We start from the raw sequence: 23,347 nt of genomic DNA, 5'->3' as shown, positions 1-23,347 counted from the left end.
CCAGCCCGAGCGGGTGGCCCCGCCGAGCCTTTCTGTTCTCGGATAAGTACACGTCCGGATGGACATTTCGTCACCGGCTCGCGGACCCGTGAGGGCCGGCGCGTCGACTACGGATTTCTCGTTATCGGCTCGGTCTCGCCGGCTCCGGCCGGGTCGGCCAGGCGGACGATGCCGCCGCTGTCGAGGCGGGCGAGGGCCTCGCCCACCCGCACGCCGGCGACCGGCCGGTCGGGGGCGATCTCGGCGAGCGGCATCAGCACGAAGGGGCGCTCCAGGGCGCGCGGATGCGGCAGCGTCAGGCCCGGCTCGTCGATGGCGATCTCGCGGCCGCCGTCGTCCGCGAACGACACGATGTCGATGTCGACGGGGCGCGGTCCCCAGCGCCGTTCGCGGGCGCGGTCGCGGCCGAGCCGCGTCTCCACGTCGCGTGCCCGCGACAAGAGCGCACGCGGCGTCAGGGTCGTCGCCACGATGGCGCACAGGTTCACGAAGGACGGCTGGTCGGTGTCGCCCCACGGCGGCGTCCGGTAGTCGGCCGAGCGGGCGACGAGCCGCACCGCGCCGTCCTCGCACAGGAGCGCGAGGGCGCGGGCGAGGGTCGTCCGCGGCTCACCGACATTGCCGCCGAGCGACAGGACGGCCTCAGCCATTCCGCGCGCGCCGGATCGATACGCCGACATCCGTGAAGGTGGCGGGGATGGGCGCGTGCGGCTTGTGCACCGTCACCCGCACCTCGGCGACGCGCGGGAAATCGGCCAGGATGGCGTCCGCCACCGCGGCGGCGGCAGCCTCCACCAGGCGGAAGCGCTTGGCCGCGAAGGCGCGCGTGGCGCAGTCCACCACCAGATCGTAGGAGACGGTCGCGGCGTGGCGATCGGTGCGCGATGCCTCGCCCAGATCGGCCGTGAGGGTGAGGTCGAGCAGGAAGGTCTGGCCCACCGTGCGCTCGTGCTCCATCACGCCGTGATAGGCGTGGACCGCGAGGCCGGTGACGAAGATGGTGTCGGAGGCGGAGGTCATCGGGCGTTCCGGATGGCGGCGGCGACCGTTAGGGCCTGCACCGTGGGGGCGACGTCGTGGACCCGCACGATGGCGGCGCCGTCGATGACGGCGAGCAGATGCGCCGCGAGCGAGCCGCCGAGCCGCTCTTGTGGCGGGGCGGGCGAGACATGGGCGATGAAGCGCTTGCGCGAGGCGCCGACCAGCAGCGGCAGCCCGAAGGCGGCGAGGCGCGGCAGCGCCGCCAGCGTCGCGATGCTCTGGTCCGGCGTCTTGCCGAAGCCGATGCCGGGATCGAGCACGATCTGCGAGCGGTCGAGCCCGGCCGCGTCGGCGATCTCGAGCGAGCGGGCGAAGAAGGCTTCGATGTCGGCGACGATGTCGATCGCCGGATCGGCCTCGTCACGGTTGTGCATGACGACGATCGGCACGCCGCGCCGCGCCGCCAGCCGCGCCATCTCGGGATCGCGCTGAAGGCCCCAGACGTCGTTGAGGAGGGCGGCGCCGTGATCGAGCGCCCAGGCGGCGACCGCGGCCTTCATGGTGTCGATGGAGACCGGCGGGCCGAGTGCGGCGACCGCCGGCAGGACCGGGGCGAGGCGGGCGATCTCGTCGGCGGCCGACACCGGGGTGGCGCCGCCGTAGGGGCGGGTCGACTCGGCCCCGATGTCGATGATGTCGGCGCCCTCCGCCACCATCCGGCGCGCCTGGGCGATCGCCGCCGCCGGGTCGAGGAACTGCCCGCCGTCCGAGAAGGAGTCCGGCGTCACGTTGAGCACGCCCATCACCAGCGGCCGGCCGGCGCGCAGGAGATCGACGACGCTGTGGCCGGAACGGGTCGGCATGGCTGGTGCGGGTGCAGGGGAGGCGGGCGGGGCCGGGGCGACGGTGGACGACATGCCGCACGGGCTTTGCGCGGCGGCGGAGCGCTGTCAAGCGGGGCGGTGCCTGACGGCACCGCGGTCGCCAACCTCCCGGCGTGGCGGCCAGCGTGATGGATCACCGGGGTCGAGGCCCCGCGACGACGCGGAGGGGGCGAGCGCCGAGCCCGAGCACCACGTCTTAGAGCCCGTTTGGGAACTCGGACGGGACTGCGTCGCGGCGCGACCTGTCGGGCACCAGGAGAAAAGCGAGACCGATATCAGGGAGTATCGGCGAGCTTTTCGACGCCGTGGCCGGCGGTCGCCCCGCGACCCGAAGGGCCGGGCCGCTTTCGACCGCCCGGGGCGTCGCCGATCTCGCCGTACTCCCTGATACGCCCTTCGATCGGCTCCTGCCGGATCGGCCGAAATCGGCTCCGGCGCAGCCCGTCGGAGTTCCCAAACGGGCTCTCAATAGGAGATCTTCACCGGCAGGTCCTTGGCGGCCTCGATCCACCGCTCGATCGCCTTCTCGGAGGGGAGGGTGCGCACCAGCTTGCGCTGGCGGTTCACCTCGGCCATCCGCTTGGCCAGGTTGGCGGGGTTGCGGTACTTCAGCTCGCGCACGGTATCGACACCGGCCGCCTCCAGCAGCTCGGCATAGTCCTCGCCGACCCCCTTGATGCGCATCTTGTCGGCATAGTTGGCGACCCGCAGCAGGCACTGCGGCGACAATCCGGTCCGCTCCGCCAGGGTCTTGCGTCCCTTGGGGGTCTTGGCGGCTTCGAGGAGGCGGGCGGTGGTGCGGATGCCGGCCGCCTTGAGGGCGACGGCGATGCCCGGAACCACGGTGTCGAGCTCCGCGATGGAGTACCGCATTGCGCGGTCCCGCGCGGTGCCGTCGAGCCCCACGCCCTTCGGCTCGAACGAATCCACGGCGTCGGCGTCCGTGACGCGGTCCGGACCCGCGTGCTCTCTCCCCGTGTCCCGGCCGGTGACCCGCCCCATGGCCCCTCTCGCCCCGTCGTCACGTCATCATTCTGACACTGCGCCTTCGAAACACAATCGCGCCACGATTGTCGGTCGCCATGTTGCAGGTCTGTGTTGCGGGGCCGCAACGTCAAACGGACGTGACGCCGCTGCGGCATTGTGCGGTCCGACCGGCCGAGCGGGGCGGCTCGCGCCGGCGCGTCGCACTCACTATAACCTTGGAATCGACCGATAACCTCGGAATCGACAGGCGATCGCGCCGCCCGCGGGCCGGCCGATCGGGCCGCAGCACGCCGCGGGAGATGCGACCACCATGGGCACCCTCGATCAGGACGGAAAGATTCTCGTCGGGACGAGCCGCAAGCCGGAATGCCTGTCCCTCGCGTTCGGCAACCGTCACGGCCTGATCACCGGCGCGACCGGAACCGGCAAGACGGTGACGTTGCAGGTGCTGGCGGAGGGGTTTTCACGCGCCGGCGTGCCGGTGTTCGCGGCCGACATCAAGGGCGACCTGTCGGGCGTCGCGGCCCGCGGCGAGGCGAAGCCCGCCTTCGTCGAGCGCGCCAAGCAGATGGGGCTGGACTATGCGCCCGACCAGTTCCCGGTGGTGTTCTGGGATCTGTTCGGCGAGCAGGGCCATCCGATCCGCGCCACCGTGCACGATCTCGGGCCGCTGCTGCTCGCCCGCATGCTCGATCTCAACGAGGTGCAGGAGGGCGTCGTCAACATCGCCTTCAAGGTGGTGGACGAGGCGGACGGCACCGCCGACGGTGTCGCCCGCGATCTCGTCGACCTCGCCAATCTGCGCGAGCTGCTCGCCTATCTGGGCCAGAACGCCCGCGACATCGGCACCCGCTACGGCAATGTCTCGGCCTCGACCATCGGGGCGGTGCAGCGTCAGCTTCTGGTCATCGAGAACCAGGGCGGCGACAAGTTCTTCGGCCTGCCGGAGCTCGACCTCGCCGACTTCATGGCGGTGGACGCGCAGGGCCGCGGCCGCATCAACATCCTGGCCGCCGACAAGCTGATGCAGAGCCCGCGGCTCTACGCCACCTTCCTCTTGTGGCTGATCGCCGAGCTGTTCGAGCGGCTGCCCGAGGTGGGCGACCTCGACAAGCCCAAGCTCGTGTTCTTCTTCGACGAGGCGCATCTGCTGTTCAACGAGGCCCCGAAGGCGCTGCTCGATCGCATCGAGCAGGTGGTGCGGCTGATCCGCTCCAAGGGTGTCGGCATCTATTTCGTGACCCAGAACCCGCTCGACGTGCCCGACACCGTGCTGGCGCAGCTCGGCAACCGCGTGCAGCACGCGCTGCGCGCCTTCACGCCGCGCGACCAGAAGGCGGTGCGGGCCGCCGCCGAGACGTTCCGTCCCAACCCGCAGCTCGACACCGCCCAGGCGATCACCGAACTCGGCAAGGGCGAGGCGCTGGTGTCGTTCCTCGAAGGCAACGGCACGCCCTCGATGGTGGAGCGCACGATGATCCGCCCGCCGAGCGCGCGGGTCGGCCCGCTCACCGCGCCGGAGCGCCAGGCCGCGCTGGCGGCGAGCCCGCTGCGCGGCCGCTACGACCGGCTGGAGCCGCACCGGCCGCTCACCGACCTGCTCGCCGGGAGCGCCGCGGCGGGTGGCGACGCGGACGCCGGATCGGGCCGCGGCGGCGCCGGCGCACCGGCCGAGCAGCCGGGTCTGGGCACGCGCATTCTCGGCGGCATCGGGGCGTTCCTGTCGCATCCGGCGGTGCGCCAGTTCGGCCGCTCGGTCGCCGCCGTGGTGGCCCGCACCGCCACCCAGGAGGCGATGAAGCGCATGGGCATGTCGACCTCCGCGCGCCGTCGTTCGAGCCGCGGCGACAGCGGCTACGGCCTGCTCGACACCGGCGCCGCCGCCGGGCCGTCCGAGCGCGGCCTGTTCGGCAATCCGCAGCGCCCCGGGCGGCGCTGAGCGACCCCGCCGCTCCGTCCCGATCGGGTGGAGCAACCAAAAGGATCAGATTGGAAATGACCGTTCTCGACCGGGTGCTGGCCCGCATCGACGCCGATCTCGACGCCAGCCGCGAGCGGCTGTTCGCGTTCCTGCGCATCCCGTCGATCTCGACGGTGCCGGACCACGCCGCCGACTGCCGCGCCGCCGCCGCGCATCTCGCCGCCGATCTGCGCGGCCTCGGGCTCGCCGCCGAGCTGAGCGAGACCGCCGGCCATCCGGTGGTGCTGGCGCGCAGCGACGGAGCGGACGACCGGCGCGTGCTGTTCTACGGCCACTACGATGTGCAGCCGGTCGATCCGCTCGACGCCTGGACGACGCCGCCCTTCGCGCCCCGCATCGCGACGCTCGACGACGGCCGCGAGGTGATCGTCGCCCGCGGGGCCTCCGACGACAAGGGCCAGGTGATGACCTTCGTCGAGGCGTGCCGCGCCTATGTGGCGGTCACCGGCGCCCTGCCGGTGCCGGTCACGCTGCTGATCGAGGGCGAGGAGGAGTGCGGCTCGAAGAACCTGCCGGCCTGGATCGCCGGCAACCGTGCGGCGCTCGCGGCCTCGCTGGCGCTCGTCTGCGACACCGGCATGTGGGACGCCGACACGCCGGCCATCACCACGGCGCTGCGCGGCCTCGTCTACGACGAGGTGGAGATAGAGGCGGCCGACCGCGATCTGCATTCCGGCCTCTACGGCGGCCCGGCCCGCAATCCGATCCGGGTGCTGACCCGCGTCCTCGGCGCGCTGCACGACGACGCCGGCCGCATCGCCATTCCGGGCTTCTACGACGGCATCACCGATCCGCCCGCCGATGTGCTGGCCGCCTGGCGCCGCCTCGATCTGACGCCGGAGAGCTTTCTCGGTCCGGTCGGCCTCGGCGTGCCGGCCGGCGAGCGCGACCGCAGCGTCATCGAGCAGCTGTTCTCGCGGCCGTCCTGCGACATCAACGGCATCTGGGGCGGCTACACCGGGGCGGGCTCGAAGACCGTGATTCCCGCCAAGGCATCCGCGAAAGTGTCGTTCCGCCTCGTGGCGGGGCAGGACCCGGCGCGGGTGCGCAGCGCCTTCCGCGAGTTCGTGACGGCGCGGCTGCCGGCCGACTGCTCGGCGCGCTTCACCGATCACAGCGGCGCGCCCGCCGTCGCGGTGCCGTGGGGCCTGCCGCAGCTCGCCGCGGCGCGGGCGGCGCTCACCGACGAGTGGGGCCGCGACGCGCTGCTGGTCGGCTCCGGCGCCTCGATTCCGATCGTCGCCGACTTCAAGCGGCTCGCCGGGCTCGACACGCTGCTGATCGGCTTCGCGCTCGACGACGACCGCATCCATTCGCCCAACGAGAAGTACGACCTCAAGTCGTTCCACAAGGGCATCCGGAGCTGGGCGCGGGTGCTGGCGGCGCTGGCCGGGTAGGGACGCGGCGCATCGACGTTCTGGTGGAGCGGGAGGGAGAGGCGCAATGGTCCGGCCGACGGCGCGCCAGCTCACGGCCGGATATCGGTGTCACATCGCGATCCCACAATCATCTGATACCGATGGCCGCTGATGCTGCCTCGTCATGCCCGGCCTCGTGCCGGGCATCCACGACTTTTAGGCCGAGCAGCCACAAAGACGTGGATGGCCGGGACAAGCCCGGCCATGACGGAGGATTCAGTCAGAGAGTGCTGCCGTGGATATGATTTCCGCCGGCCTTCGGCTGCTCGATGTCGATCGACAGGCAGCCTTCGATGGCCTCGCGCAGGTTTTGCAGGACCTCGTCCAAGGTCTCGCCCTGGGTGGCGCAGCCGGGAATGGCGGGCACCTCGGCCCAAAAGCCCCCTTCGTCGGCCTCGTGTACGACGGCCTTGATCTTCATGTCGGAGTCCTCGTCGGGTCTCGAATGTATGTGATCGCGCCCAGCGCGCAAGCCCGCCTTGTCACCCGCGGCCGCAGCGGCGAGAGTGCGCGCCCCGATCCTGCCGGCGGAGGTGACGAGGTTCCATGCTCTACGGTTTCGCGACTCTTCTGGGCTGCCAGCTCGTCGGCGAGGCATTCGTGCGGGCGCTGGCGCTGCCGATCCCCGGCCCGGTGATCGGCATGACGCTGCTCGCCTCGCTGATGCTCGCGCGGGCCCCGCTGCCGGCCGGCGTCGGCGAGGTCGGCGACGGCCTGCTCAAGCATCTGTCGCTGCTGTTCGTGCCGGCCGGCGTCGGCATCGTGCAGCAGCTCGGCCGCGTCGGCAGCGAGGGCTTGCGCATCCTGCTCGTGGTGCTCGTCTCGACGGCGGTGACCCTGGTGGTCACCGCCGTGGTGTTCGCCGGCGTCGCCCGCCTGATGGGGGTGGCGGCGACCGAGCAGGCGACCCGGGAGGGCGAGCCGTGAGCCTCGTCGATCTGTGGGTCTATCTCGCCGGCGGGCCGCTGTTGTGGCTCACCACCACCTTGATCGCCTATGTGGCGGCGGATGCGCTGTTCGTCGCCGTGGGCCGCCGGCCGCTCGCCAATCCGGTGCTGATCGCCGTCACGGTGGTGTCGGTCGTGCTGGTGGTGAGCGGCACGCCATTCCCGGCCTATTTCGCCGGCGCGCAGTTCGTCCACTTCCTGCTCGGCCCGGCGACGGTGGCGCTCGCGGTACCGCTGGTGCGCTACCTGCCGCAGGTGCGCCGCCTGATGGTGCCGATGCTGGTCGCGCTGGTGGTCGGCTCGGTCACCGCCATCGTCAGCGCCGTGCTGCTGGCCCGCCTGGTCGGGCTCGACGCGACCACGGTGCGCGCCCTGGCGCCGAAGAGCGCCACCGCGCCCATCGCCATGGGCACCGCCGAGGCGGTCGGTGCCGATCCGGCCCTCACCGCCGTGCTGGTGATCCTCACCGGCATCGCCGGCGCCATCATGGTGACGCCGCTGATGAACGCGCTCGGCCTGAAGAACTTCGCGGCGCGCGGCTTCGCGGCCGGCCTCGCCTCGCACGGCATCGGCACCGCGCGGGCCTTCCAGGTCGATCCCTTGGCCGGCACCTTCGCGGGCATCGCGCTCGGCCTCAACGGCTTCCTCACCGCCGTGCTGGTGCCGCTGCTGCTGCCCTGGCTGCTCGGCTGAGGCGGCCTGTCCTCGGCCGCCGTCACCAGGGCTCGCCCGCATCAGCCCGTCAGCGCCGCGAGGCTGCGCAGCACGCGGATCGGGGCGAGCTCCGGGTACTCCTCCGGCAGCTCGGCCCGATTGATCCACACGGCGCGGAAGCCGAACGCCGCGGCGCCCATCACGTCCCAGCGGTTGGACGAGACGAACACGACATCGCGCGGCGCCACCGCGAAGGTGTCGAGCACCATCTGGTAGACCTCGGGCCGCGGCTTGTAGAGGCGCACCGCCTCGACCGACAGCACGGCGTCGAGCGCATCGCCGAGCCCCGCCGCCTCGACGACGCCGGCGAGCATCCGCAGCGTGCCGTTGGACAGGATGGCGGTGCGCTCGCCGCGCGCCTTCAGGGCGTCGAGTGTCGCGCGGGCGTCCGCATAGGCGTCGAGCACCCGGTAGGCGTCGAGGAGCCGCGACCGCACCGCGGGATCGACCGACGGGTGGCGCGCGAGGGCGTGGTCGAGCGCCCGCTCGGTCAACGCCCAGAAGTCGACGAAGCGGCCGGCGAGCGTCAGCGTCCAGGTGTATTCGAGCTGCTTGGTGCGCCACAGGTCGGAGAGCCGGTCCGCCTCCGGGCCGACCGTCTCGCGATGGCGCGCGATGGCGGCGTGCACGTCGAACAGCGTCCCGTAGGCGTCGAACACATGGACCGGCATGGCGGCGTCTCCTCCCGAGGAGCCACCATCCTGACAAGCCGGGAGCGCGCCACCAAGACCGACGAAGGAACGACGACCGCGGTCCGTCAGGGCGGCGCCAGGGTCAGGAGCGAGGGGATGTCGCGGCCGCGGATGTCGTAGATGCGGGCGAAGACGACGCCGTCGCGCACCACCTCGGCGATCACCGGCGCGTCCAGCGGAGCGCAGTAGAACTCGTTGAGCGAGATCGCGTAGTCGGCGCCCTGCGGCTGCCAGTCGGTGGGATAGTTCTTGCCGAGCGCCAGCCGCACCGGCCGCTGCGGGCCGCAGATGGCGACCTTGACCTTGTGCTCGCGCGTCGCCAGCTCGCCGCGCGCCGCCAGCGCGTCGAGCAGCGAATGTGAGGCCTGCTTGAGCGATAGGCCCCAGTAGTCGCGCATGAAGCGGCCGTCGGCCGCCTGGAGCCCGCCGGCGACGGCGTTGAAGTACGTGTACTGATAAGGATGCAGCCGCACCATGCCGATCACCGCATGGGCGAGGCCGACCGCCAGCACGGCGGCGGCGATCAGCGCCTTGCGTCGGGCGCTGCCGCCGAACCGCTCGGCCAGCAGGGCGCCGACCAGGCCGCCGAGCACCGCCATCGGCGGCAGCACGAACACGAAGTGGCGCAGCCCGTTATACATGGCCGGCTTGGTCACCACCGTGAAGGCGATGGGGAACACCACCGAGACGGCGAGGAACACCAGGCTGGCACGGCGGTTGAGCGGGCGGTCGCGCTGCACGGCGCCGGCCAGCGCCGCCACGATGCCGGCGATGCCGAAGGCCCAGAACAGCTCGGGCGTGGTCAGCGCGAACAGCTCCGGCACGTAGCGGCGCGGCATCTCGGCGACCGACAGGAGCGCGCCCTCGAACAGCTCCTTCCACGGCTTCTCGAAGAAGTGCGAGAAGTACACCAGCGCCCGCAGCGGATTGAGCGGAGACACCACCGACCACGGCCAGATCAGCGCCATCAGCGCATAGGCGACGACCAGCGCCGGGACGAGCCGCAGCAGGAACTCGCCGGCCCGCCACAGGGCGGCGCGCAGATCGCTGCGTCGCGCCTCGGCCGCGATGATCAGCAGAAAGGCGGCGGCGGCCGGCACCGCGGCGAGCGCTCCCATCACGCGGGTGCCGAACGACAGGCCGAGGCCGAGCCCGAGCAGCGCCGTCGTCGGCACCGTCGGGTGCGGATACTCCGAGAAGGCGCGCACGAAGCCGAGCGTCGCGGCCAGCATGGCGACCGCGAAGGGCACGTCCTTCGGGTTGATGAACATGTGCCCGACATAGAGCGGGCAGGTGGCGAGCAGCGTCACCGCGACGAAGCCGGCGAGCGGGCCGCCGAGCCGGCGGGCGATCCGCCACGTCATCGCGAGGCCGGCGATGCCGATCACCGCGCCGACCAGGCGGCGCGTCTCGAACAGTGGAAACGGCAGCACCTTGGCGGCGAGCGCCGCCAGCATGTCGAAGCCGCCGCCATAGGCGTAGAGATTGACGAAGGAGAGCGCGCGGCGGTCGGTGAAGCCGGAGCCGTAGAGGCGCAGCAGCAGCCCGCCATACTCGGCGTGGGCGTAGTCGTCCCAGCCCATGCCGAAGTCGCGGAAGGTCAGCAGCGCGACCACGCAGGTCGCCGCCAGCACGATGACGGCCGCTACGTCGGCGGTGTGCAGCCCGCGGGCCGCGGCCGGGCGAGCAGGGGCGGTGGTGATCACGGCGGGCAGCGGGTGGCCGGCATGGGCACGGCGGTGGGGTGGCGGAGCGGGCGGGGACGATCGGTCGGGATACCGGGACTGGAAGCACCGGGACTGGAAGCACCGGGACTGGAAGCACCGGGACTGGAAGCACCGGGACTGGAAGCACCGGGACTGGAGATGCCGGCAATGGAGATGCCGGGAATGCAAGGACCAGGACTCGACGCACGGGGAACCGGCAGGACGCCTCGCGTCGAGACGCACGGCGGCACCGGCCCGTGCCGATGCCGCCGCATCATCTCACACCCGGGAGGCTACTTGGAAGCGGCCTCGTAGAGCTCGGCCACGTAGTCCCAGTTGACCAGATGGTCGACGAACGCCTTCAGGTAGTCGGGACGCCGGTTGCGATAGTCGATGTAGTAGGAGTGCTCCCACACGTCGGCGCCGAGGATCGGCACCGCGCCGTGCACCAGCGGGCTCTCGCCGTTCGGCGTCTTCATCACGGTGATCTTGCCGTCCTTGACGGCGAGCCACGCCCAGCCGGAGCCGAACTGCGTGACACCCGCCTGGATGAAGTCCTCCTTGGCCTTGGCGAGCGAGCCGAGATCGGCGGTGATCGCCTTCTCCAGCTTGCCGGGCAGCTTGTCGCCGCCGCCGTTCGGCTTCATCCACTTCCAGAAGTGCAGGTGGTTGTAGTGCTGGCCGGCGTTGTTGAAGAGGCCCTGGTTCTTGCCGTAAGAGCCCTTCACCACCTCCTCCAGCGACTTGCCTTCCCACTCGCTGCCCTTGAGCAGGTTGTTGCCGGTGTTCACATAGGCGAGGTGGTGCTTGTCGTGGTGGTACTCCAGCGTCTCGCGCGACATGTAGGGCGCGAGCGCGTCATGGGCGTAGGGCAGGTCCGGCAGCGAGAACGACATCGCGTGGCTCCTCGAGGGTTCGGGTGTGGATCGGGGGTGACCATCCTGGTCGCGGAACGGCATCCGACCCCACCTCACCTAGAGATCGGCCGCCCCATGCGCAACCTCGCCGTGGTGCCGGGCTGCCGCGGCGATGGTCGCCGGCCGCACCCGGGCGGTGTTCCGGAGCTGCAAAATGGTTGAGACGGGTCAACGGCCTGGATAATGTTCCGGACGAACTGGATAATGTTCCGGACGAAACGGACGAGTCCGTTCGGTGATCCGGCCGGCGTCGTGTGCACCGCCGGTCGACGCTCCGTCGGACGCCCCGCTCCGGTCGACGCCTCGCCGTCGTGCCCGGCGTCGGCCTCGTCGGGCGGATGGTGCACGGGTCGGCGTAGAGGGCGTGGCGATGGTCGTGATCCTGATGGCGGTCGGCGCGGTGATGACGGTCGTCGGCCTCGCCGCCGTGGCCTACGGAATCCCGTATAACGACTTCGGGCTCGGCAACATCCTGGTGGTCTCGGGCACCACCGCGACAGTGGCCGGGGTGATCCTGATCGCGCTCTCGGCGATCCTGCGCGAGCTTCTGGCGCTGCGCGCCACCCTGGAGGCGGGCGCCGCCGAGCGCATGATGGAGCGCCCGCTGGAGCGCCCCACCGCGCCGGTTCCGCCACGCGGCCTGGCGGCCGAGCCGCCGCCAGAGCCGCCGTCCGCCCTCGTGGCGGCCGAGCGCCTGCGGGCCGCCCCGCCGGACCGGCTCGATGCGCCCATGCTGTCGCAGCCCACGCTGTCGCAGCCCTCGCCGCCGCAACCGCTGCCGCCGCAGCCGCCGCTCCGCGCCCCCCAGACCCCGCCGCCGCTGCGGCGCGCCGACCTCGACGGCGGTCCGCCGCCGGAGCCGCCGCCCGCGCCGTATCGGCCCCCCATGGTGGCGCCGCCGCCGGCGCCGGGGCCGACCTCCGACATCGGCCTGCCCGATGCACTGCGCGGCCGACCGGCGGCGTCGCGCGGCCTTTCGGCCGAGCGCGGACCCGAGCGTGGGCCTGAGCGTGGGCCGCCGGAAGCGGTCCCGTCGCCGCCCGACTGGGTGCGCGACCCCTTGGGCGAGGCGCCCTCGGCCGAGCGCAGCAAGCGCTTCTTCGGCTGGACGCGCCGGCGCCAGACCGTCAGCCCCGATGCCGAGGCCCCGCTCTCCGAGATGCCGCCGCCCGGTTTCGAGCGCTCCGAGCCGGCCGAGCCGCCCGCCGCCGCGCCCCGCGCTCCGGCGCGCCCCGCCCCGCCGCCGCCCCGGGCCGGTGGGCGCACCGCGCCGCCGGCACCGCCGGCCGCCCCGGCTTCCGCGCCGCCGGCGGCAGCTCCATCGGGGGGTGGCGAGGAGGCGCCCGCGGTGCTCAAGTCGGGCGTCATCGACGGGATGGGCTACACGCTCTACACCGACGGCTCGATCGACGCCGCTTTCGGCAACGACACGCTGCGCTTTGCCTCCATCGAGGACCTGCGCCGCCACCTGGAGCAGAACGCCGGCTGAGCGACGCGGCGTCGCGGCCCCCGACGTTGCGGCCCCCTGCGGGCGGGCCGCGGGGCGCCTACAGCCCGGCGAGCGCCATCAGCTCGCGCACATGCGCGTGTGACACCGCGAAGGCGGCCTGCTCCTCCGTCGTGAAGCGGCAGGCCAGGATGCGCTCGACGCCGCCGCGGCCGATCACGCAGGGCACGCTCATCACGGCGCCGTCGACGCCGTACTCGCCTTCGAGCAGCGTGCCGACCGGCAGCACCGAGCGCTCGTTGCCGGCGATCGCCCGGATGATGCGGAACACGCTGGCCGCGATGCCGTGATTGGTGTTGCCCTTGCCGGCGAAGATGTCGAGGCCGATCCTCAGCACCCGCTCGCGCACCGCCGCCCGATCGATCGGCGGCACGCCGTTGAGGGCGCAATAGGTGTCCACGTCGAGCCCGCACACGTTGCACAGGCTCCACGGGATGAAGCCGGTGTGGCTGTGGTCGCCGAGCACCCAGCCGAAGATGTTCTTGGGATCGATGCCGACATGGTCGCTGACGATGCGCATCAGGCGCGCCGTGTCGACGATGGTGCCGAGGCTGATCACCCGGTGCTTGGGGAACGACGAGCGGGCGAGCGCCACCTGCGCCATCACGTCGACCGGGTTGGTCACCATCAGCACGATGGCGCCCGGCGAGGTCGCGGCGGTGCGGGCGATCAGGTCGGCGACCACCCGGCTGTTGATCTCGACGAGAGAGTCGCGATCGTCACCCTGCTTGAGCTGGGCACCGGCGGTGATCACCACCACGTCGCTGCCGGTGGTGTCGGCCCAGTCGCCGGCGACGAGGCGCGGGTTCTTGGCGTAGATGAACGAGGTGGTGTGGGCGAAGTCCCAGATCTCCGCCTGCGCCTTGGCGGCGTTCTGATCCACCGCGACGATCTCGCTGGCCGCCGTGCTGGCGATCAGATGCGCCACCACCTCGGTGCCGACGGCACCCATGCCGATCACGGATATCTTCATCCCGAGCCCCCGCGCCTGCGGCGGTTATGCCGCGGCCGAATGCGCGGAGATTACCGCCGGTCCGACGAAATGTCCGGGCGAGTTGCAGGCCCGGCGCAGAACACCGCGCCGCTTGCGAGGGGTGTGGACGATCGAGAATTGCGGCTGTCGCGCAGACCGGGGTGCCGGGCTCGGCGCACACCGGCGAGCCCGGCGACGGCGTCGCGCGATCACGGATCGCCGAAATGCGCCATGTCGTGGGCGCGCGTCACCGCCGGCGGATTCCACTTGCCGGACAGCGCAGCGGAGCGCGGTGCGTAGAGACGCATCAGCAGATTGAAGGCGCCCTTCGGGGCCGGCAGCCAGTTGGACTCACGACCGGGACCCGGGCTGGTGTTCTGGAGCCGGACCGTCGGTCTTGGTGCGTCCGATCACCCAGACGAGCGCTGTCGGTGCTGCAATGTGGGTCGTGTCGGCAGGCACCGTGCCGTCCAGCCGGGCGGCGTCACCAGGAAGCTGGCCGGGCGGGTTCCCGTGGTGCGCCAGCCCGGCGAAGCGAACACCGCGGCGCCTCATTCTTGCCGGATCAGCCGCATGGCCGCGCTGCCATAGGTCGCCTCGGCGTCGGCGAGAAGCGGCGCCACGGCGTCCACGAAGGTCGCGTGCTCGCCCGCGGTCGGGGTGATCAGCGTGCAGCCGGCCGCCGCGATGGCGCCGCGGGCATCGTCGTCCTCCTCGGCCGTCAGGACGCGCTGCGCCACGACCGCCTCCCGCACGGCGGCCCGCAGGGTCTCGCGCAGGGCCAGGGGCCAGCCGTCGAACTGATCACGACAGACGAACACCGGCCGCGACACGTAGAAGTGTCCGGTGAGCGTGTGGAACGGATGGAAGCGGTGCACCCCGTAGGTCACCGTGTTGGCGAGGGGGTTCTCCTGGGCGTCGAGGGTGCCGGCCGCGATGCGGGCGATCGCCTCGGTGAGATCGAGCCGCAGCGGCGTGGCGCCGAGCAGCGCGAAGCTGCGGGCATGCACGTCGCTCGGCAGCACCCGGATGCTCATGCCGGCGAGATCGGCGGCGCTGCGCACCGGCCGCAGCCGGTTGGAGACGTGGCGGAAGCCGTTCTCGAACCAGCCGAGGATGCGGTAGCCGCACTGCGCCTCGATGCGGCTCGTCATCCAGTCGCCGAGGGCGCCGTCCATGGCGGCGCGCGCCGCGTCGTTGTCGGCGAACAGGAACGGCAGGTCGGCCAGTCCCAGCTCCGGCACCCGGTCGGTGAGATAGCTCGACGACTGGTAGCCGAGACTGAGGATGCCCGACTCGACGAGCCACAGGATGTCCTCGGCGCGGTAGCCGAGATCCATGATGTTCCACACATAGCGCACCCGCACGGCGTCCCCGAACGCCGCCTCGACGCGGTCGCCGACGAGCTTCAGGGCCTTGCTGAAGCAGGTGGTGGACGGACCGTAGCCGCCCATCCGGATCTCGATCGGTCTGGTCATGCGGGTGTTCGGGCTCGGGTTGTCGGTGGATGCCGGGGCGGGACGGTGCAGGTGGGGCGAGCTTAGCGGCCCGGTCGCCGGGTGTCGAACCGCGCCGCGCGTTCCGTCCTGCGATACGAGACGGCGCGCTGCGGCCGCTTGTGTTTCACCATCGGCGGCGTCACTCTCGTGCCCGGTGGTTCTTCATATACAAAACAATGCGCCGCCGGCTTCGCGGCGCGTCGCCGATCAACACGGACGGGGAAACCGATGATGAGGGTTCTGACAGCCGTGGCGGTGGCCGTGGCGATGGTGGTGGGTATGTCACCGGCCGTCGAGAGTGCCCGCGCACAGGGCTTTCCGACGCGCCCGGTCACCATGGTGGTGCCGCTCGGTCCCGGCGGCTCGACCGACGTGATCGCCCGCGTCGTCGCCGAAGGCATGCGGGCGGCGCTCGGCCAGCCGGTCATCGTCGAGAACACCACCGGGGCGGGCGGCACCGTCGGGGTCGGCCGGGTCGCCCGCGCGGCGCCCGACGGCTACACCATCGGCATCGGCCACTCCGGCACCAACGTGGTCAACGGCGCCATCTATCCGCTGTCCTACGACCTGATGGCGGACTTCGAGCCGATCGGCCTGATCTCGACGCAGCCGTTCCTGATCGTTGCCCGCAAGTCGATGGCGGCCGACACGCTCGCCGACCTCGTCGCCTGGATCAAGGCCAATGCCGGCAAGGTCAGCGAGGGCACCTCTGGGGTCGGCACGCCGAGCCACATCTCGGGCGTGCTGCTCCAGAACACCCTCGGCGTCACCTGGACGATGGTGCCGTATCGCGGCGCCGGCCAGTCGATGCAGGATCTGATCGCCGGCAACCTGGACATCCAGCTCGACACCCCGGCGACCTCGTTGCCGCACATCCGCTCGGGGCTGATCAAGGTCTACGCCGTCACCGCCAAGGAGCGGCTGGCGGTGGCGCCCGACATTCCGACCACCGACGAGGCCGGCCTGCCGGGCTTCTACTACACGTTCTGGCACGGCCTGTGGGCCCCGAAGGGCACCCCCAAGGAGGTGGTGGCGAAGCTCTCCGGCGCGCTGCGCACCGCGCTCGCCGATCCGGCGACCAAGCAGAAGCTGGTCGAGCTGTCGCAGGTGATCTTCCCGGCCGACCAGCAGACCCCCGAGGCGCTGCGCGCCTACCAGAAGGCCGAGATCGACAAGTGGTGGCCGATCGTCAAGGCGGCCGGCATCAAGGTGGAGTGACGGACCGGCTGGCCAAAAACGCGAACGGCCGGGCGTGCCCGGCCGTCTTGGTGGGTGATACCGGCGCTGCGGCTACGACCGCCGCACCTGGGTGACGTCGCGCACGGCGCCGCGCGCCGCGCTGGTGGTGAACGCCGCATAGGCTTGCAGCGCCGCCGAGACCTTGCGGTCGCGGTTCGCGGGCTGCCACGCCTTGTCGCCCTTCGCCACCATGGCGTCGCGCCGGCGCTTCAGCTCGTCGTCGGAGACCACGAGCCGGATCGTGCGGTTGGGGATGTCGATCGCGATCGTGTCGCCGTCTTCCACCAGCCCGATGGCGCCGCCCTCCGCCGCCTCCGGCGAGACGTGGCCGATCGACAGGCCCGAGGTGCCGCCCGAGAAGCGCCCGTCGGTGATCAGCGCGCACGCCTTGCCCAGCCCCTTCGACTTCAGATAGCTGGTCGGATACAGCATCTCCTGCATGCCGGGGCCGCCGCGCGGCCCCTCGTAGCGGATCACCACCACGTCGCCGGCCTTCACCTTGCCGGTGAGGATGCCGGACACCGCATCGTCCTGGCTCTCGAACACCACCGCCGGGCCTGAGAAGGTGAGGATCGAGGCGTCGACGCCCGCGGTCTTCACGATGCAGCCGTCCTCGGCGATGTTGCCGGTCAGCACCGCGAGGCCGCCGTCGGCCGAGAACGCATGCTGCGCGTCGCGGATGACGCCCTTGGCGCGATCGAGATCGAGGTCGTCCCATCGGCGGTCCTGGCTGAACGCGCGGGTCGACGGCACGCCGCCTGGCGCGGCGCGGAACAGGGTGCGGACGCTGTCGCTGTTGCTGCGGGCGACGTCCCAGCGGTCGAGCGCGTCGCCGAGCGTCGCGGCATGCACGGTCGGCACGTCGCGGTCGATCAGCCCGGCGCGGTCGAGCTCGCCGAGGATCGCCATCACGCCACCGGCGCGGTGGACGTCCTCGACATGCACGTCGGCGACCGACGGGGCCACCTTGCACAGGCACGGCACCCGCCGCGACAGCCGGTCGATATCCTCCATCGTGAAATCGACCTCGCCCTCGTTCGCCGCGGCGAGCAGGTGCAGCACCGTGTTGGTCGAGCCGCCCATGGCGATGTCGAGCGCCATGGCGTTGGCGAAGGCGGCGCGCGTCGCGATCCTCCGCGGCAGTGCCGTGGCGTCGTCCTGCTCGTACCAGCGCCGGGCGAGATCGACGATCAGGTGGCCGGCCTCGACGAACAGCCGCTCGCGGTCGGCGTGGGTGGCCACCAGCGTGCCGTTGCCGGGCAGCGACAGGCCGAGCGCCTCGGTCAGGCAGTTCATCGAGTTGGCGGTGAACATGCCGGAGCACGAGCCGCAGGTCGGGCAGGCGGAGCGCTCCACCGCGGCGACCTCGGCGTCGCTGCGGTTGGGGTCGGCCGCCATCACCATGGCGTCGATCAGGTCGACCGCGCGGGTCTTGCCGTCGACCACCACCTTGCCGGCCTCCATCGGGCCGCCGGAGACGAACACCGCCGGAATGTCGAGGCGCATCGCCGCCATCAGCATGCCGGGGGTGATCTTGTCGCAGTTGGAGATGCACACCATGGCATCGGCGCAGTGCGCGTTGACCATGTACTCGACCGAGTCGGCGATGATCTCGCGCGACGGCAGGCTGTACAGCATGCCGTCGTGACCCATGGCGATGCCGTCGTCGATCGCGATGGTGCCGAACTCCTTGGCGACGCCGCCGGCGCGGGCGATCTCGGCGGCGACGAGCTGCCCGAGGTCCTTGAGGTGGACGTGGCCCGGCACGAACTGGGTGAAGGAGTTGACGACCGCGATGATCGGCTTGCCGAAGTCGGCATCCGTCATGCCGGTCGCCCGCCAGAGCCCGCGCGCGCCCGCCATGTTGCGGCCATGCGTCGTGGTCCGTGAGCGGTACTGCGGCATTGCGAAACCTCGGATGGAGGGGGAAGGGGCCGGAGACGGCCGACGGCCGCCGCGGATGACCAAGGTCCTTCTAGCGCGGCGCAGGGCGGCTGAAAACCCGCGGCGGCGTCGCGGCGCCTCTGCCGGTTTGGCGGGCCGTCTACCAGATCCCCGGCACCAGGCGGAAGCGCACCTGCTCCCGATAGGCCGCATAGCCGGGCAGGTGGGCGACGAGATAGCGCTCCTCGACCAGGAGCCGGGCCACCATGCTGGCCAGCACGGCGGCGGCCGGCACGAACGCCCACCACGAGCCGAGCGCCAGCGGCCCGAACAGCACCAGCGACACCGCGCTCGCATACATCGGGTGGCGCACCACCCCATAGGGGCCGGTCGCGATCACCGCCTGGCCCTCCTCCACGGCGATCGTGCCAGCCGCGTAGCTGTTCTCGCGGAACACCAGGAAACACAGCCAGTAGCCGGCCAGCACCCCGAGATTGCCGACGATCACCAGTGCGGGCGGCATGGTGGACCAGCCGAAATGATGGTCGAGGCCGGGCAGCCCCATCAGGGCGGCCCCGAACAGGCCGGCGGCGGTCTGGATGCGGCGCTGCACCGGGTCGCGCTCGGCCGCCGGGCCGACGGTGAGGCGGCGTTCCAGGAGCGCGCGGTCGTGGCGCAGCATCCACACGGCGATCGCCGCGGTGGCGGTGAGCGATCCGGCGAGGAACAGCCAGCCCGGCCAGAACCGCCAGGTGCCGGCGGGTCCGATCACCAGCAGGACCATGAAGATGGTGAGCTTGAGAAAGCCGAAGGCGGTGCGGCGGGCGAGGTCGGTCATGCGGGGCCGACCATACGATGCTGCCGGCGGCGGGGGAACGGGGTCATCGGACCCTTGTGTCGACGCTCGCCCCTCACCCTGACCCTCTCCCCGCGGGCGGGGAGAGGGAACGCGGGCGCCGCAGCATCCTTCACCTCTCCCCGCTGGCGGGGAGAGGTCGCCGCGCGGCGCGTCAGCGCCGAGAGTGCGGCGGGTGAGGGGGCGCTTCCATAGCGCCGGGACTTTCTTCGATCACCGGGCCCTTGTGTCGACGCTGGCCCCTCACCCTGACCCTCTCCCCGCTCGCGGGGAGAGGGAACGCGGGCACCGTGCCGGGCCCCGATCTCCCGGTTCCTGCTTGGGAGGGAGTTCACCTCTCCCCGCTTGCGGGGAGAGGTCGGTTCGGCAATGCTCGGCATTGTCGAACCGGGTGAGGGGGACACGTTCCATGCGTGGTGCCGATCTCGTCAGCACCCGGCGGGCGCGTCACCTCCGCCGCGTCGGCACTGACGCCGAAGCGGTGCTGTGGCGACAGCTGCGGGCACGCAGTCTCCAAGGCTTCAAGTTCGTCCGGCAAGAGCCGATCGGCCCCTACGTGGTCGACTTCGTCTGCCGCGAGAAGCGGCTGATCATCGAGGTGGACGGTGGCCAGCATGCCGGCGATCCGCACGATCGCATTCGCGACGCCTGGCTGGCCGAGCGGCAGTACCGCGTGCTGCGGTTCTGGAATAACGACGTTCTCGGTAACACCGCCGGCGTGCTGGAGCGGATCGTCGCCACGTTGCGCGACGACGGCAGGCGCACGACGTGATGAGGCGCTTCCATAGCGCCGGGACTTTCTTCGATCACCGGAACCTTGGCGCGATGCTGGCCCCTCACCCTGACCCTCTCCCCGCGAGCGGGGAGAGGGAAGGCGGTGCTGTGCCGCCCCAAGATCTCTCTGGTCCACTTGCGCAGGAATTCACCTCTCCCCGCTTGCGGGGAGAGGTCGCCGCGCGGCGCGTCAGCGCCGAGAGCGCGGCGGGTGAGGGGGCGCTTCCATAGCGACGGGACTTTCTTCGATCATCGGACCCTTGCGCCGATGCTGGCCCCTCACCCGTCTCGCCTCTTCGAGGCGAGCCACCCTCTCCCCGCGAGCGGGGAGAGGGAACGCGGGCGCCGTGCCCCGACCGATGTCTTTCCACTCCCGCCTGCCGTCTCGCCAGGGGCGAGAGGGAGCGCGGGCGCTCGCCTCACTTCCCCTCCAGCGTGAACACCGGCTCCCAGTCCGGCCCGGGCGGCTGCGCCGCGAGGGCTCGCGCCCGCTCGCGGAACAGCGCGGCCGGCGGATCGACCGCGGCGATCCGGTCGAAGGCCGCGCTGGCGGCGGCGAAGTCGCGGGCGCGGAAGCGGGCGAGGCCCTCCGCATAGGTGGCGGCGCACGCCGCCTGGGCGGGCGTCACCCGGCCGGCCTCGGCGATCGGCTCCAGGATCTTCACCGGCTGCACGCGCCCCTTGACCCGGATGGCGTCCAGCTCGCGCCACACGAAGGCGTCGCCGGTGCGCCCTACCGTCGTCTCCGACGCCATGATGGACGTGCCGAAATACTTGTTGGCGCCTTCGAGCCGCGACGCCAGGTTCACGGCGTCGCTCATCACCGTGTAGTTGAAGCGCCGGCGTGAGCCGATGTTGCCGACCAGCGCCTCGCCCGAGTTGAGGCCGATGCGATGGGCGATCCGATGGCCCTGGAACGCCGCGGTCTCGTTGAGGACGGCGAGCCGCTCGCGGCAGCGCAGCGCCGCCGTGACGGCGCTGCGCGCGTGGTCGGGATCGTTCGCCGGGGCGCCGAACACCGCGACGATCGAGTCGCCGATATACTTGTCGACGTAGCCGCCGCACGCCTCGATGATGTCGGTCATCTCGGACAGGTAGGCGTTCATCCAGGCGACCAGCGCCTGCGGCGTCATCGTCTCGGCGATCGACGAGAAGCCGGCGATGTCGGAGAAGAACACGGTGACGTCGCGCATCTCGCCGCCGAGCGCCGGCGGCTCGTCGGCGTCGAGCATACGGTCGATCACCTGGGGCGCCAGATAGAGCGCGAAGCTTCTGCGCAGGAAGCGATCCTCGCGGTCGGCAGCGACCAGGCGCCAGCCCACGGTGCCGCCGGTGGCGGCCAGCGCCGCGAGGCCGGGGCCGACCAGCGGGCAGGCAAAGCCGTACAGCATGGCGATGGCCGCGGCGCCGGTGACGAGGACGCCGAGCCCGACGATGGTGAGCACCGCGACCAGCGGCGAAAGCAGGAAGGCGGCGACGGCCGCCACCGACGCGGCGCCGACCGCGATCGCGGTGGCGCCGATGCGGCCCGGCTCCCGCAGCACGTCGCGGCGCAGGAGATCGTTCACCGCGGTGGCGTGGATGTAGACCCCCGGGATGGAGCGCCGGACCGGCGCCTCGGCGTCGGCGCCGGGCGGCGGCAGCGCGCAGCGTGGCGCCCGGGCGCCCTCCGGCCCGGTGGCGAAGCGCTTCGAGGTGACCTTGCGGTCCTCGATGTCGAGGAGCGTGCCGAACAGCACCACCTTGCCGGCGAAGTGCTGCCGGAAGAACGCCGTGTCCCCCTTGTCGAGGCAGGCTCTGAGATCCGCGAACGAGAAGGTCGGCACGTCGTCGGCGCCGCCCTCGAAGGCGAGCATCTGGGTGTTCGGCACCGCGGCCGGGATGCGCCAGCCGGCCAGCCGGGTGCTGCCATCGGGATCGCGCACTGGCGCCTCGCCGACCGCGCGGGCGGCCAGCTCCAGCGCCATCGACGGCATCGGCCGGTCGCCGACCGTGAACCACAGCGGCAGCCGGCGCACCACGTCGTCGGGGTCCGCATGGGTGTTGAGGGCGCGAATGTTGGCCCCGTGTCCCACCGCCACCCGCTGGGCCGGCGCCGGCCGCACCGGGTTGGCGTGATGCAGCACCTCGCCGAGCACCAGCTTGCCGTCGCGGGCGGCGCCCGCCAGCGCCCGCAGGAAGTCGCGGTCGAAGCCACGCAGCCGGCTGCCCAGGGGAGCGTCGCCGAACGGGATCTCCGACTGCTCGATCGAGGCCGGGAAGACGATGTCGAAGCCGACCACGCGGGCGTCCGCCTCGACCACGGCGGTGAGCACGCGGCCGATCTCCCGAGTCCAGGCGAGCGTCGGCGAGCCCGCGAAGGGCGGGGTCTGGAAGGTCTGCTCGTCGATCACCACGACGACGGAGGGGGAGGTCGCCGGATCGTGCCGCGGCCCGAGCAGATGGAAGCGCAGCGCCGTCAGGAGATCGACCGAGACGCCGGCGAGCGGATCGAGCAGCGGTGATGCGAAGACGAGCCCGGACAGCATCGCGACGAGGGTGACGGCCAGCACGTCGCGTTTCCGGAACCGCCTCATCGCACCCGCACGCTCCGCCGCGGTCCTCCCCGCGTCTCTCCTTCGACGTCGTCAGTCGAACCGCACCAGCCGGCCGATCGCCGGGGTGGCGCCGGCCCGCGCGTCCGGAGCGATCCGGAATGCCACCTTGCGGCCGCCGAGGCTGGCCACATAGGTGCCGCCGGCGGCGAGCGCGGTGTCGCTCTTGGCGAGATCGTAGAAGCGGCCGCGCACCAGGGTCTTGCCGCGCAGCGCGATGGCCCGGCGCTCGCCCACCTTGTCGGTCCGCTCGATGACGAGCGTATCGGGCTCCTTCACCTCGAACACCGGCGAGAGGCCGTAGAGAACCGGCGGCTGCGGCCCCTCGGCACCCGGCGCCTGGCCGGGCGCCATGCCGCGGAACACGGTGGCGGCGCTCTCGGTCGCCTGGCGGCTGCCGAGCGTCGCCGCCGGATCGCAGGCGACCTTGACGCGGTCGATGGTGCCGAGATGGACGAGGCTGCTCTCGGCGCCCACCACCACGGTGCCGCCCGTGATGGTCTCGCGCCAGCAGGACTTCAGATAGCCGAGCACGACCATGTCCTTGGTGCCGAGCTTGATGACCCGCCCGGCCTCGACATAGTCCATGAACTCGAGGCCCGAGACCTTGCCCTTGACGTCCTCGACCACCGCGGCCGGGACGCCGGCGACCGGCACGCCGGCGGCGCTCTGCGCGGCCGCGGGCGGCGGCGCCGCGACGCCGAGCCCGAGAAGCAGCGCGGCACCCGCCGTGACGGCGGAGGGGGCCGCGAGCCAGGCAAGCCATTTCGTCGACGTCAACCGTTTCATGGCGT

General features: G+C 71.8%; 21 protein-coding genes and 1 pseudogene. 7 read left to right on the top strand and 15 right to left on the bottom strand.

Going from position 1 to position 23,347, the window contains the following annotated elements; all coding sequences use genetic code 11:
* Positions 1-107: 107 nt before the first annotated feature.
* From folK to ACFQUV_RS00185, 4 genes are all read right to left on the bottom strand, one after another.
* Positions 108-650: a 2-amino-4-hydroxy-6-hydroxymethyldihydropteridine diphosphokinase gene (folK, locus tag ACFQUV_RS00200; RefSeq protein ID WP_129611556.1), complete on the bottom strand. Its 543-nt coding sequence runs from the start codon at positions 648-650 to the stop codon at positions 108-110.
* On the bottom strand, positions 643-1,020 hold the full coding sequence (gene folB / locus ACFQUV_RS00195; RefSeq protein WP_111387838.1) for a dihydroneopterin aldolase: 378 nt from the start codon (positions 1,018-1,020) through the stop codon (positions 643-645). The genes folK and folB overlap by 8 nt, the downstream gene beginning before the upstream one ends.
* Positions 1,017-1,844: a dihydropteroate synthase gene (folP, locus tag ACFQUV_RS00190; protein ID WP_129611557.1), complete on the bottom strand. Its 828-nt coding sequence runs from the start codon at positions 1,842-1,844 to the stop codon at positions 1,017-1,019. Before folP ends, folB begins: the two co-directional genes overlap by 4 nt.
* A 486-nt stretch (positions 1,845-2,330) precedes the next feature.
* Positions 2,331-2,738: a DUF4332 domain-containing protein gene (locus tag ACFQUV_RS00185; protein ID WP_111387940.1), complete on the bottom strand. Its 408-nt coding sequence runs from the start codon at positions 2,736-2,738 to the stop codon at positions 2,331-2,333.
* A gap of 424 nt (positions 2,739-3,162) precedes the next feature.
* Here ACFQUV_RS00185 and ACFQUV_RS00180 point away from each other — a divergent pair, with 424 nt between their 5' ends.
* Both ACFQUV_RS00180 and ACFQUV_RS00175 read left to right on the top strand, forming a co-directional pair.
* Positions 3,163-4,791, top strand: a complete 1,629-nt coding sequence (locus tag ACFQUV_RS00180; protein WP_129607754.1) for a helicase HerA-like domain-containing protein — start codon at positions 3,163-3,165, stop codon at positions 4,789-4,791.
* Positions 4,792-4,847: 56 nt separating this feature from the next.
* Entirely contained in the window at positions 4,848-6,230 is a 1,383-nt protein-coding gene (locus tag ACFQUV_RS00175) for a M20/M25/M40 family metallo-hydrolase (protein WP_129607753.1), read from the top strand.
* Between the two features lie 241 nt (positions 6,231-6,471).
* Here the strand turns inward: ACFQUV_RS00175 and ACFQUV_RS00170 are convergent, their stop codons facing one another.
* Positions 6,472-6,672 carry a type II toxin-antitoxin system HicB family antitoxin gene (locus ACFQUV_RS00170; protein WP_129607752.1) on the bottom strand — a complete coding sequence of 67 codons (201 nt, stop codon included), beginning with the start codon at positions 6,670-6,672 and terminating at the stop codon, positions 6,472-6,474.
* 125 nt (positions 6,673-6,797) lie between these two features.
* Between ACFQUV_RS00170 and ACFQUV_RS00165 the strand changes: the two genes are divergently transcribed.
* Together ACFQUV_RS00165 and ACFQUV_RS00160 are read left to right on the top strand one after the other, a co-directional pair.
* Positions 6,798-7,178 (top strand): CidA/LrgA family protein, encoded by a 381-nt coding sequence (locus tag ACFQUV_RS00165; protein ID WP_129607751.1) that lies wholly within the window; start codon positions 6,798-6,800, stop codon positions 7,176-7,178.
* Entirely contained in the window at positions 7,175-7,891 is a 717-nt protein-coding gene (locus ACFQUV_RS00160) for an LrgB family protein (protein ID WP_129607750.1), read from the top strand. Before ACFQUV_RS00165 ends, ACFQUV_RS00160 begins: the two co-directional genes overlap by 4 nt.
* A gap of 41 nt (positions 7,892-7,932) precedes the next feature.
* Here the strand turns inward: ACFQUV_RS00160 and ACFQUV_RS00155 are convergent, their stop codons facing one another.
* The 3 genes from ACFQUV_RS00155 to ACFQUV_RS00145 all read right to left on the bottom strand — a co-directional run bounded on the left by ACFQUV_RS00155 (position 7,933) and on the right by ACFQUV_RS00145 (position 11,206).
* Positions 7,933-8,583 (bottom strand): haloacid dehalogenase type II, encoded by a 651-nt coding sequence (locus ACFQUV_RS00155; RefSeq protein WP_129607749.1) that lies wholly within the window; start codon positions 8,581-8,583, stop codon positions 7,933-7,935.
* Between the two features lie 86 nt (positions 8,584-8,669).
* Positions 8,670-10,319, bottom strand: a complete 1,650-nt coding sequence (locus tag ACFQUV_RS00150) for an ArnT family glycosyltransferase (protein WP_371851663.1) — start codon at positions 10,317-10,319, stop codon at positions 8,670-8,672.
* A gap of 284 nt (positions 10,320-10,603) precedes the next feature.
* On the bottom strand, positions 10,604-11,206 hold the full coding sequence (locus tag ACFQUV_RS00145) for a superoxide dismutase (protein WP_129608007.1): 603 nt from the start codon (positions 11,204-11,206) through the stop codon (positions 10,604-10,606).
* 391 nt (positions 11,207-11,597) lie between these two features.
* Between ACFQUV_RS00145 and ACFQUV_RS00140 the strand changes: the two genes are divergently transcribed.
* Entirely contained in the window at positions 11,598-12,716 is a 1,119-nt protein-coding gene (locus ACFQUV_RS00140; RefSeq protein ID WP_378393913.1) for a hypothetical protein, read from the top strand.
* Positions 12,717-12,774: 58 nt separating this feature from the next.
* Here the strand turns inward: ACFQUV_RS00140 and ACFQUV_RS00135 are convergent, their stop codons facing one another.
* From ACFQUV_RS00135 to ACFQUV_RS00125, 3 genes and pseudogenes are all read right to left on the bottom strand, one after another.
* Positions 12,775-13,707 (bottom strand): L-lactate dehydrogenase, encoded by a 933-nt coding sequence (locus tag ACFQUV_RS00135; RefSeq protein WP_165363732.1) that lies wholly within the window; start codon positions 13,705-13,707, stop codon positions 12,775-12,777.
* Between the two features lie 381 nt (positions 13,708-14,088).
* Positions 14,089-14,249 (bottom strand): annotated as a pseudogene (locus ACFQUV_RS00130) (DUF1254 domain-containing protein); the annotation flags it as partial.
* A gap of 9 nt (positions 14,250-14,258) precedes the next feature.
* The gene (locus ACFQUV_RS00125; RefSeq protein ID WP_129607215.1) at positions 14,259-15,185 is read right to left on the bottom strand and encodes a TRAP transporter substrate-binding protein; all 927 of its coding nucleotides are present in this window, start codon (positions 15,183-15,185) and stop codon (positions 14,259-14,261) included.
* Positions 15,186-15,437: 252 nt separating this feature from the next.
* On the opposite strand from ACFQUV_RS00125, the gene ACFQUV_RS00120 reads away from it, so the two are divergent.
* Positions 15,438-16,424 carry a tripartite tricarboxylate transporter substrate-binding protein gene (locus ACFQUV_RS00120; RefSeq protein WP_244601411.1) on the top strand — a complete coding sequence of 329 codons (987 nt, stop codon included), beginning with the start codon at positions 15,438-15,440 and terminating at the stop codon, positions 16,422-16,424.
* A gap of 72 nt (positions 16,425-16,496) precedes the next feature.
* On the opposite strand, the gene ilvD is transcribed toward ACFQUV_RS00120, so the two are convergent.
* Together ilvD and ACFQUV_RS00110 are read right to left on the bottom strand one after the other, a co-directional pair.
* Complete coding sequence (ilvD, locus tag ACFQUV_RS00115) at positions 16,497-18,350, bottom strand: dihydroxy-acid dehydratase (protein ID WP_129607217.1); 1,854 nt, start codon at positions 18,348-18,350, stop codon at positions 16,497-16,499.
* Positions 18,351-18,489: 139 nt separating this feature from the next.
* Positions 18,490-19,167, bottom strand: a complete 678-nt coding sequence (locus ACFQUV_RS00110) for an isoprenylcysteine carboxylmethyltransferase family protein (RefSeq protein ID WP_129607218.1) — start codon at positions 19,165-19,167, stop codon at positions 18,490-18,492.
* A gap of 427 nt (positions 19,168-19,594) precedes the next feature.
* Here ACFQUV_RS00110 and ACFQUV_RS00105 point away from each other — a divergent pair, with 427 nt between their 5' ends.
* Positions 19,595-19,957, top strand: coding sequence for an endonuclease domain-containing protein (locus tag ACFQUV_RS00105; RefSeq protein WP_129607219.1), 363 nt, complete (start codon positions 19,595-19,597; stop codon positions 19,955-19,957).
* Positions 19,958-20,378: 421 nt separating this feature from the next.
* Here ACFQUV_RS00105 and ACFQUV_RS00100 read toward each other — a convergent pair whose 3' ends face one another.
* Together ACFQUV_RS00100 and ACFQUV_RS00095 are read right to left on the bottom strand one after the other, a co-directional pair.
* Positions 20,379-22,535 (bottom strand): adenylate/guanylate cyclase domain-containing protein, encoded by a 2,157-nt coding sequence (locus ACFQUV_RS00100; protein WP_129607220.1) that lies wholly within the window; start codon positions 22,533-22,535, stop codon positions 20,379-20,381.
* Positions 22,536-22,586: 51 nt separating this feature from the next.
* Positions 22,587-23,342, bottom strand: a complete 756-nt coding sequence (locus tag ACFQUV_RS00095) for a hypothetical protein (protein WP_244601412.1) — start codon at positions 23,340-23,342, stop codon at positions 22,587-22,589.
* Between the last annotated feature and the right edge of the window lie 5 nt (positions 23,343-23,347).

This window comes from Rhodoplanes sp. P11, from assembly GCF_964266735.1.
GTDB lineage: Bacteria > Pseudomonadota > Alphaproteobacteria > Rhizobiales > Xanthobacteraceae > Rhodoplanes > Rhodoplanes serenus.
Note: the sequence above shows the minus strand (reverse complement) of the source record. Positions and strands in the feature narration are given on the sequence as shown.

What these genes read in the sequence shown, in the direction of transcription:
- ACFQUV_RS00100 (WP_129607220.1), bottom strand. Translation starts at nt 22,535, where the DNA reads ATGAGGCGGTTCCGGAAACGCGACGTGCTGGCCGTCACCCTCGTCGCG.
- ACFQUV_RS00105 (WP_129607219.1), top strand. Translation starts at nt 19,595, where the DNA reads ATGCGTGGTGCCGATCTCGTCAGCACCCGGCGGGCGCGTCACCTCCGC.
- ACFQUV_RS00120 (WP_244601411.1), top strand. Translation starts at nt 15,438, where the DNA reads ATGAGGGTTCTGACAGCCGTGGCGGTGGCCGTGGCGATGGTGGTGGGT.
- ACFQUV_RS00155 (WP_129607749.1), bottom strand. Translation starts at nt 8,583, where the DNA reads ATGCCGGTCCATGTGTTCGACGCCTACGGGACGCTGTTCGACGTGCAC.
- ACFQUV_RS00170 (WP_129607752.1), bottom strand. Translation starts at nt 6,672, where the DNA reads ATGAAGATCAAGGCCGTCGTACACGAGGCCGACGAAGGGGGCTTTTGG.
- ACFQUV_RS00140 (WP_378393913.1), top strand. Translation starts at nt 11,598, where the DNA reads ATGGTCGTGATCCTGATGGCGGTCGGCGCGGTGATGACGGTCGTCGGC.
- folP (WP_129611557.1), bottom strand. Translation starts at nt 1,844, where the DNA reads ATGCCGACCCGTTCCGGCCACAGCGTCGTCGATCTCCTGCGCGCCGGC.
- ACFQUV_RS00110 (WP_129607218.1), bottom strand. Translation starts at nt 19,167, where the DNA reads ATGACCGACCTCGCCCGCCGCACCGCCTTCGGCTTTCTCAAGCTCACC.
- ACFQUV_RS00175 (WP_129607753.1), top strand. Translation starts at nt 4,848, where the DNA reads ATGACCGTTCTCGACCGGGTGCTGGCCCGCATCGACGCCGATCTCGAC.
- folB (WP_111387838.1), bottom strand. Translation starts at nt 1,020, where the DNA reads ATGACCTCCGCCTCCGACACCATCTTCGTCACCGGCCTCGCGGTCCAC.
- ACFQUV_RS00185 (WP_111387940.1), bottom strand. Translation starts at nt 2,738, where the DNA reads ATGCGGTACTCCATCGCGGAGCTCGACACCGTGGTTCCGGGCATCGCC.
- ACFQUV_RS00125 (WP_129607215.1), bottom strand. Translation starts at nt 15,185, where the DNA reads ATGACCAGACCGATCGAGATCCGGATGGGCGGCTACGGTCCGTCCACC.
- ACFQUV_RS00165 (WP_129607751.1), top strand. Translation starts at nt 6,798, where the DNA reads ATGCTCTACGGTTTCGCGACTCTTCTGGGCTGCCAGCTCGTCGGCGAG.
- ACFQUV_RS00180 (WP_129607754.1), top strand. Translation starts at nt 3,163, where the DNA reads ATGGGCACCCTCGATCAGGACGGAAAGATTCTCGTCGGGACGAGCCGC.
- ACFQUV_RS00135 (WP_165363732.1), bottom strand. Translation starts at nt 13,707, where the DNA reads ATGAAGATATCCGTGATCGGCATGGGTGCCGTCGGCACCGAGGTGGTG.
- ilvD (WP_129607217.1), bottom strand. Translation starts at nt 18,350, where the DNA reads ATGCCGCAGTACCGCTCACGGACCACGACGCATGGCCGCAACATGGCG.
- ACFQUV_RS00145 (WP_129608007.1), bottom strand. Translation starts at nt 11,206, where the DNA reads ATGTCGTTCTCGCTGCCGGACCTGCCCTACGCCCATGACGCGCTCGCG.
- folK (WP_129611556.1), bottom strand. Translation starts at nt 650, where the DNA reads ATGGCTGAGGCCGTCCTGTCGCTCGGCGGCAATGTCGGTGAGCCGCGG.
- ACFQUV_RS00095 (WP_244601412.1), bottom strand. Translation starts at nt 23,342, where the DNA reads ATGAAACGGTTGACGTCGACGAAATGGCTTGCCTGGCTCGCGGCCCCC.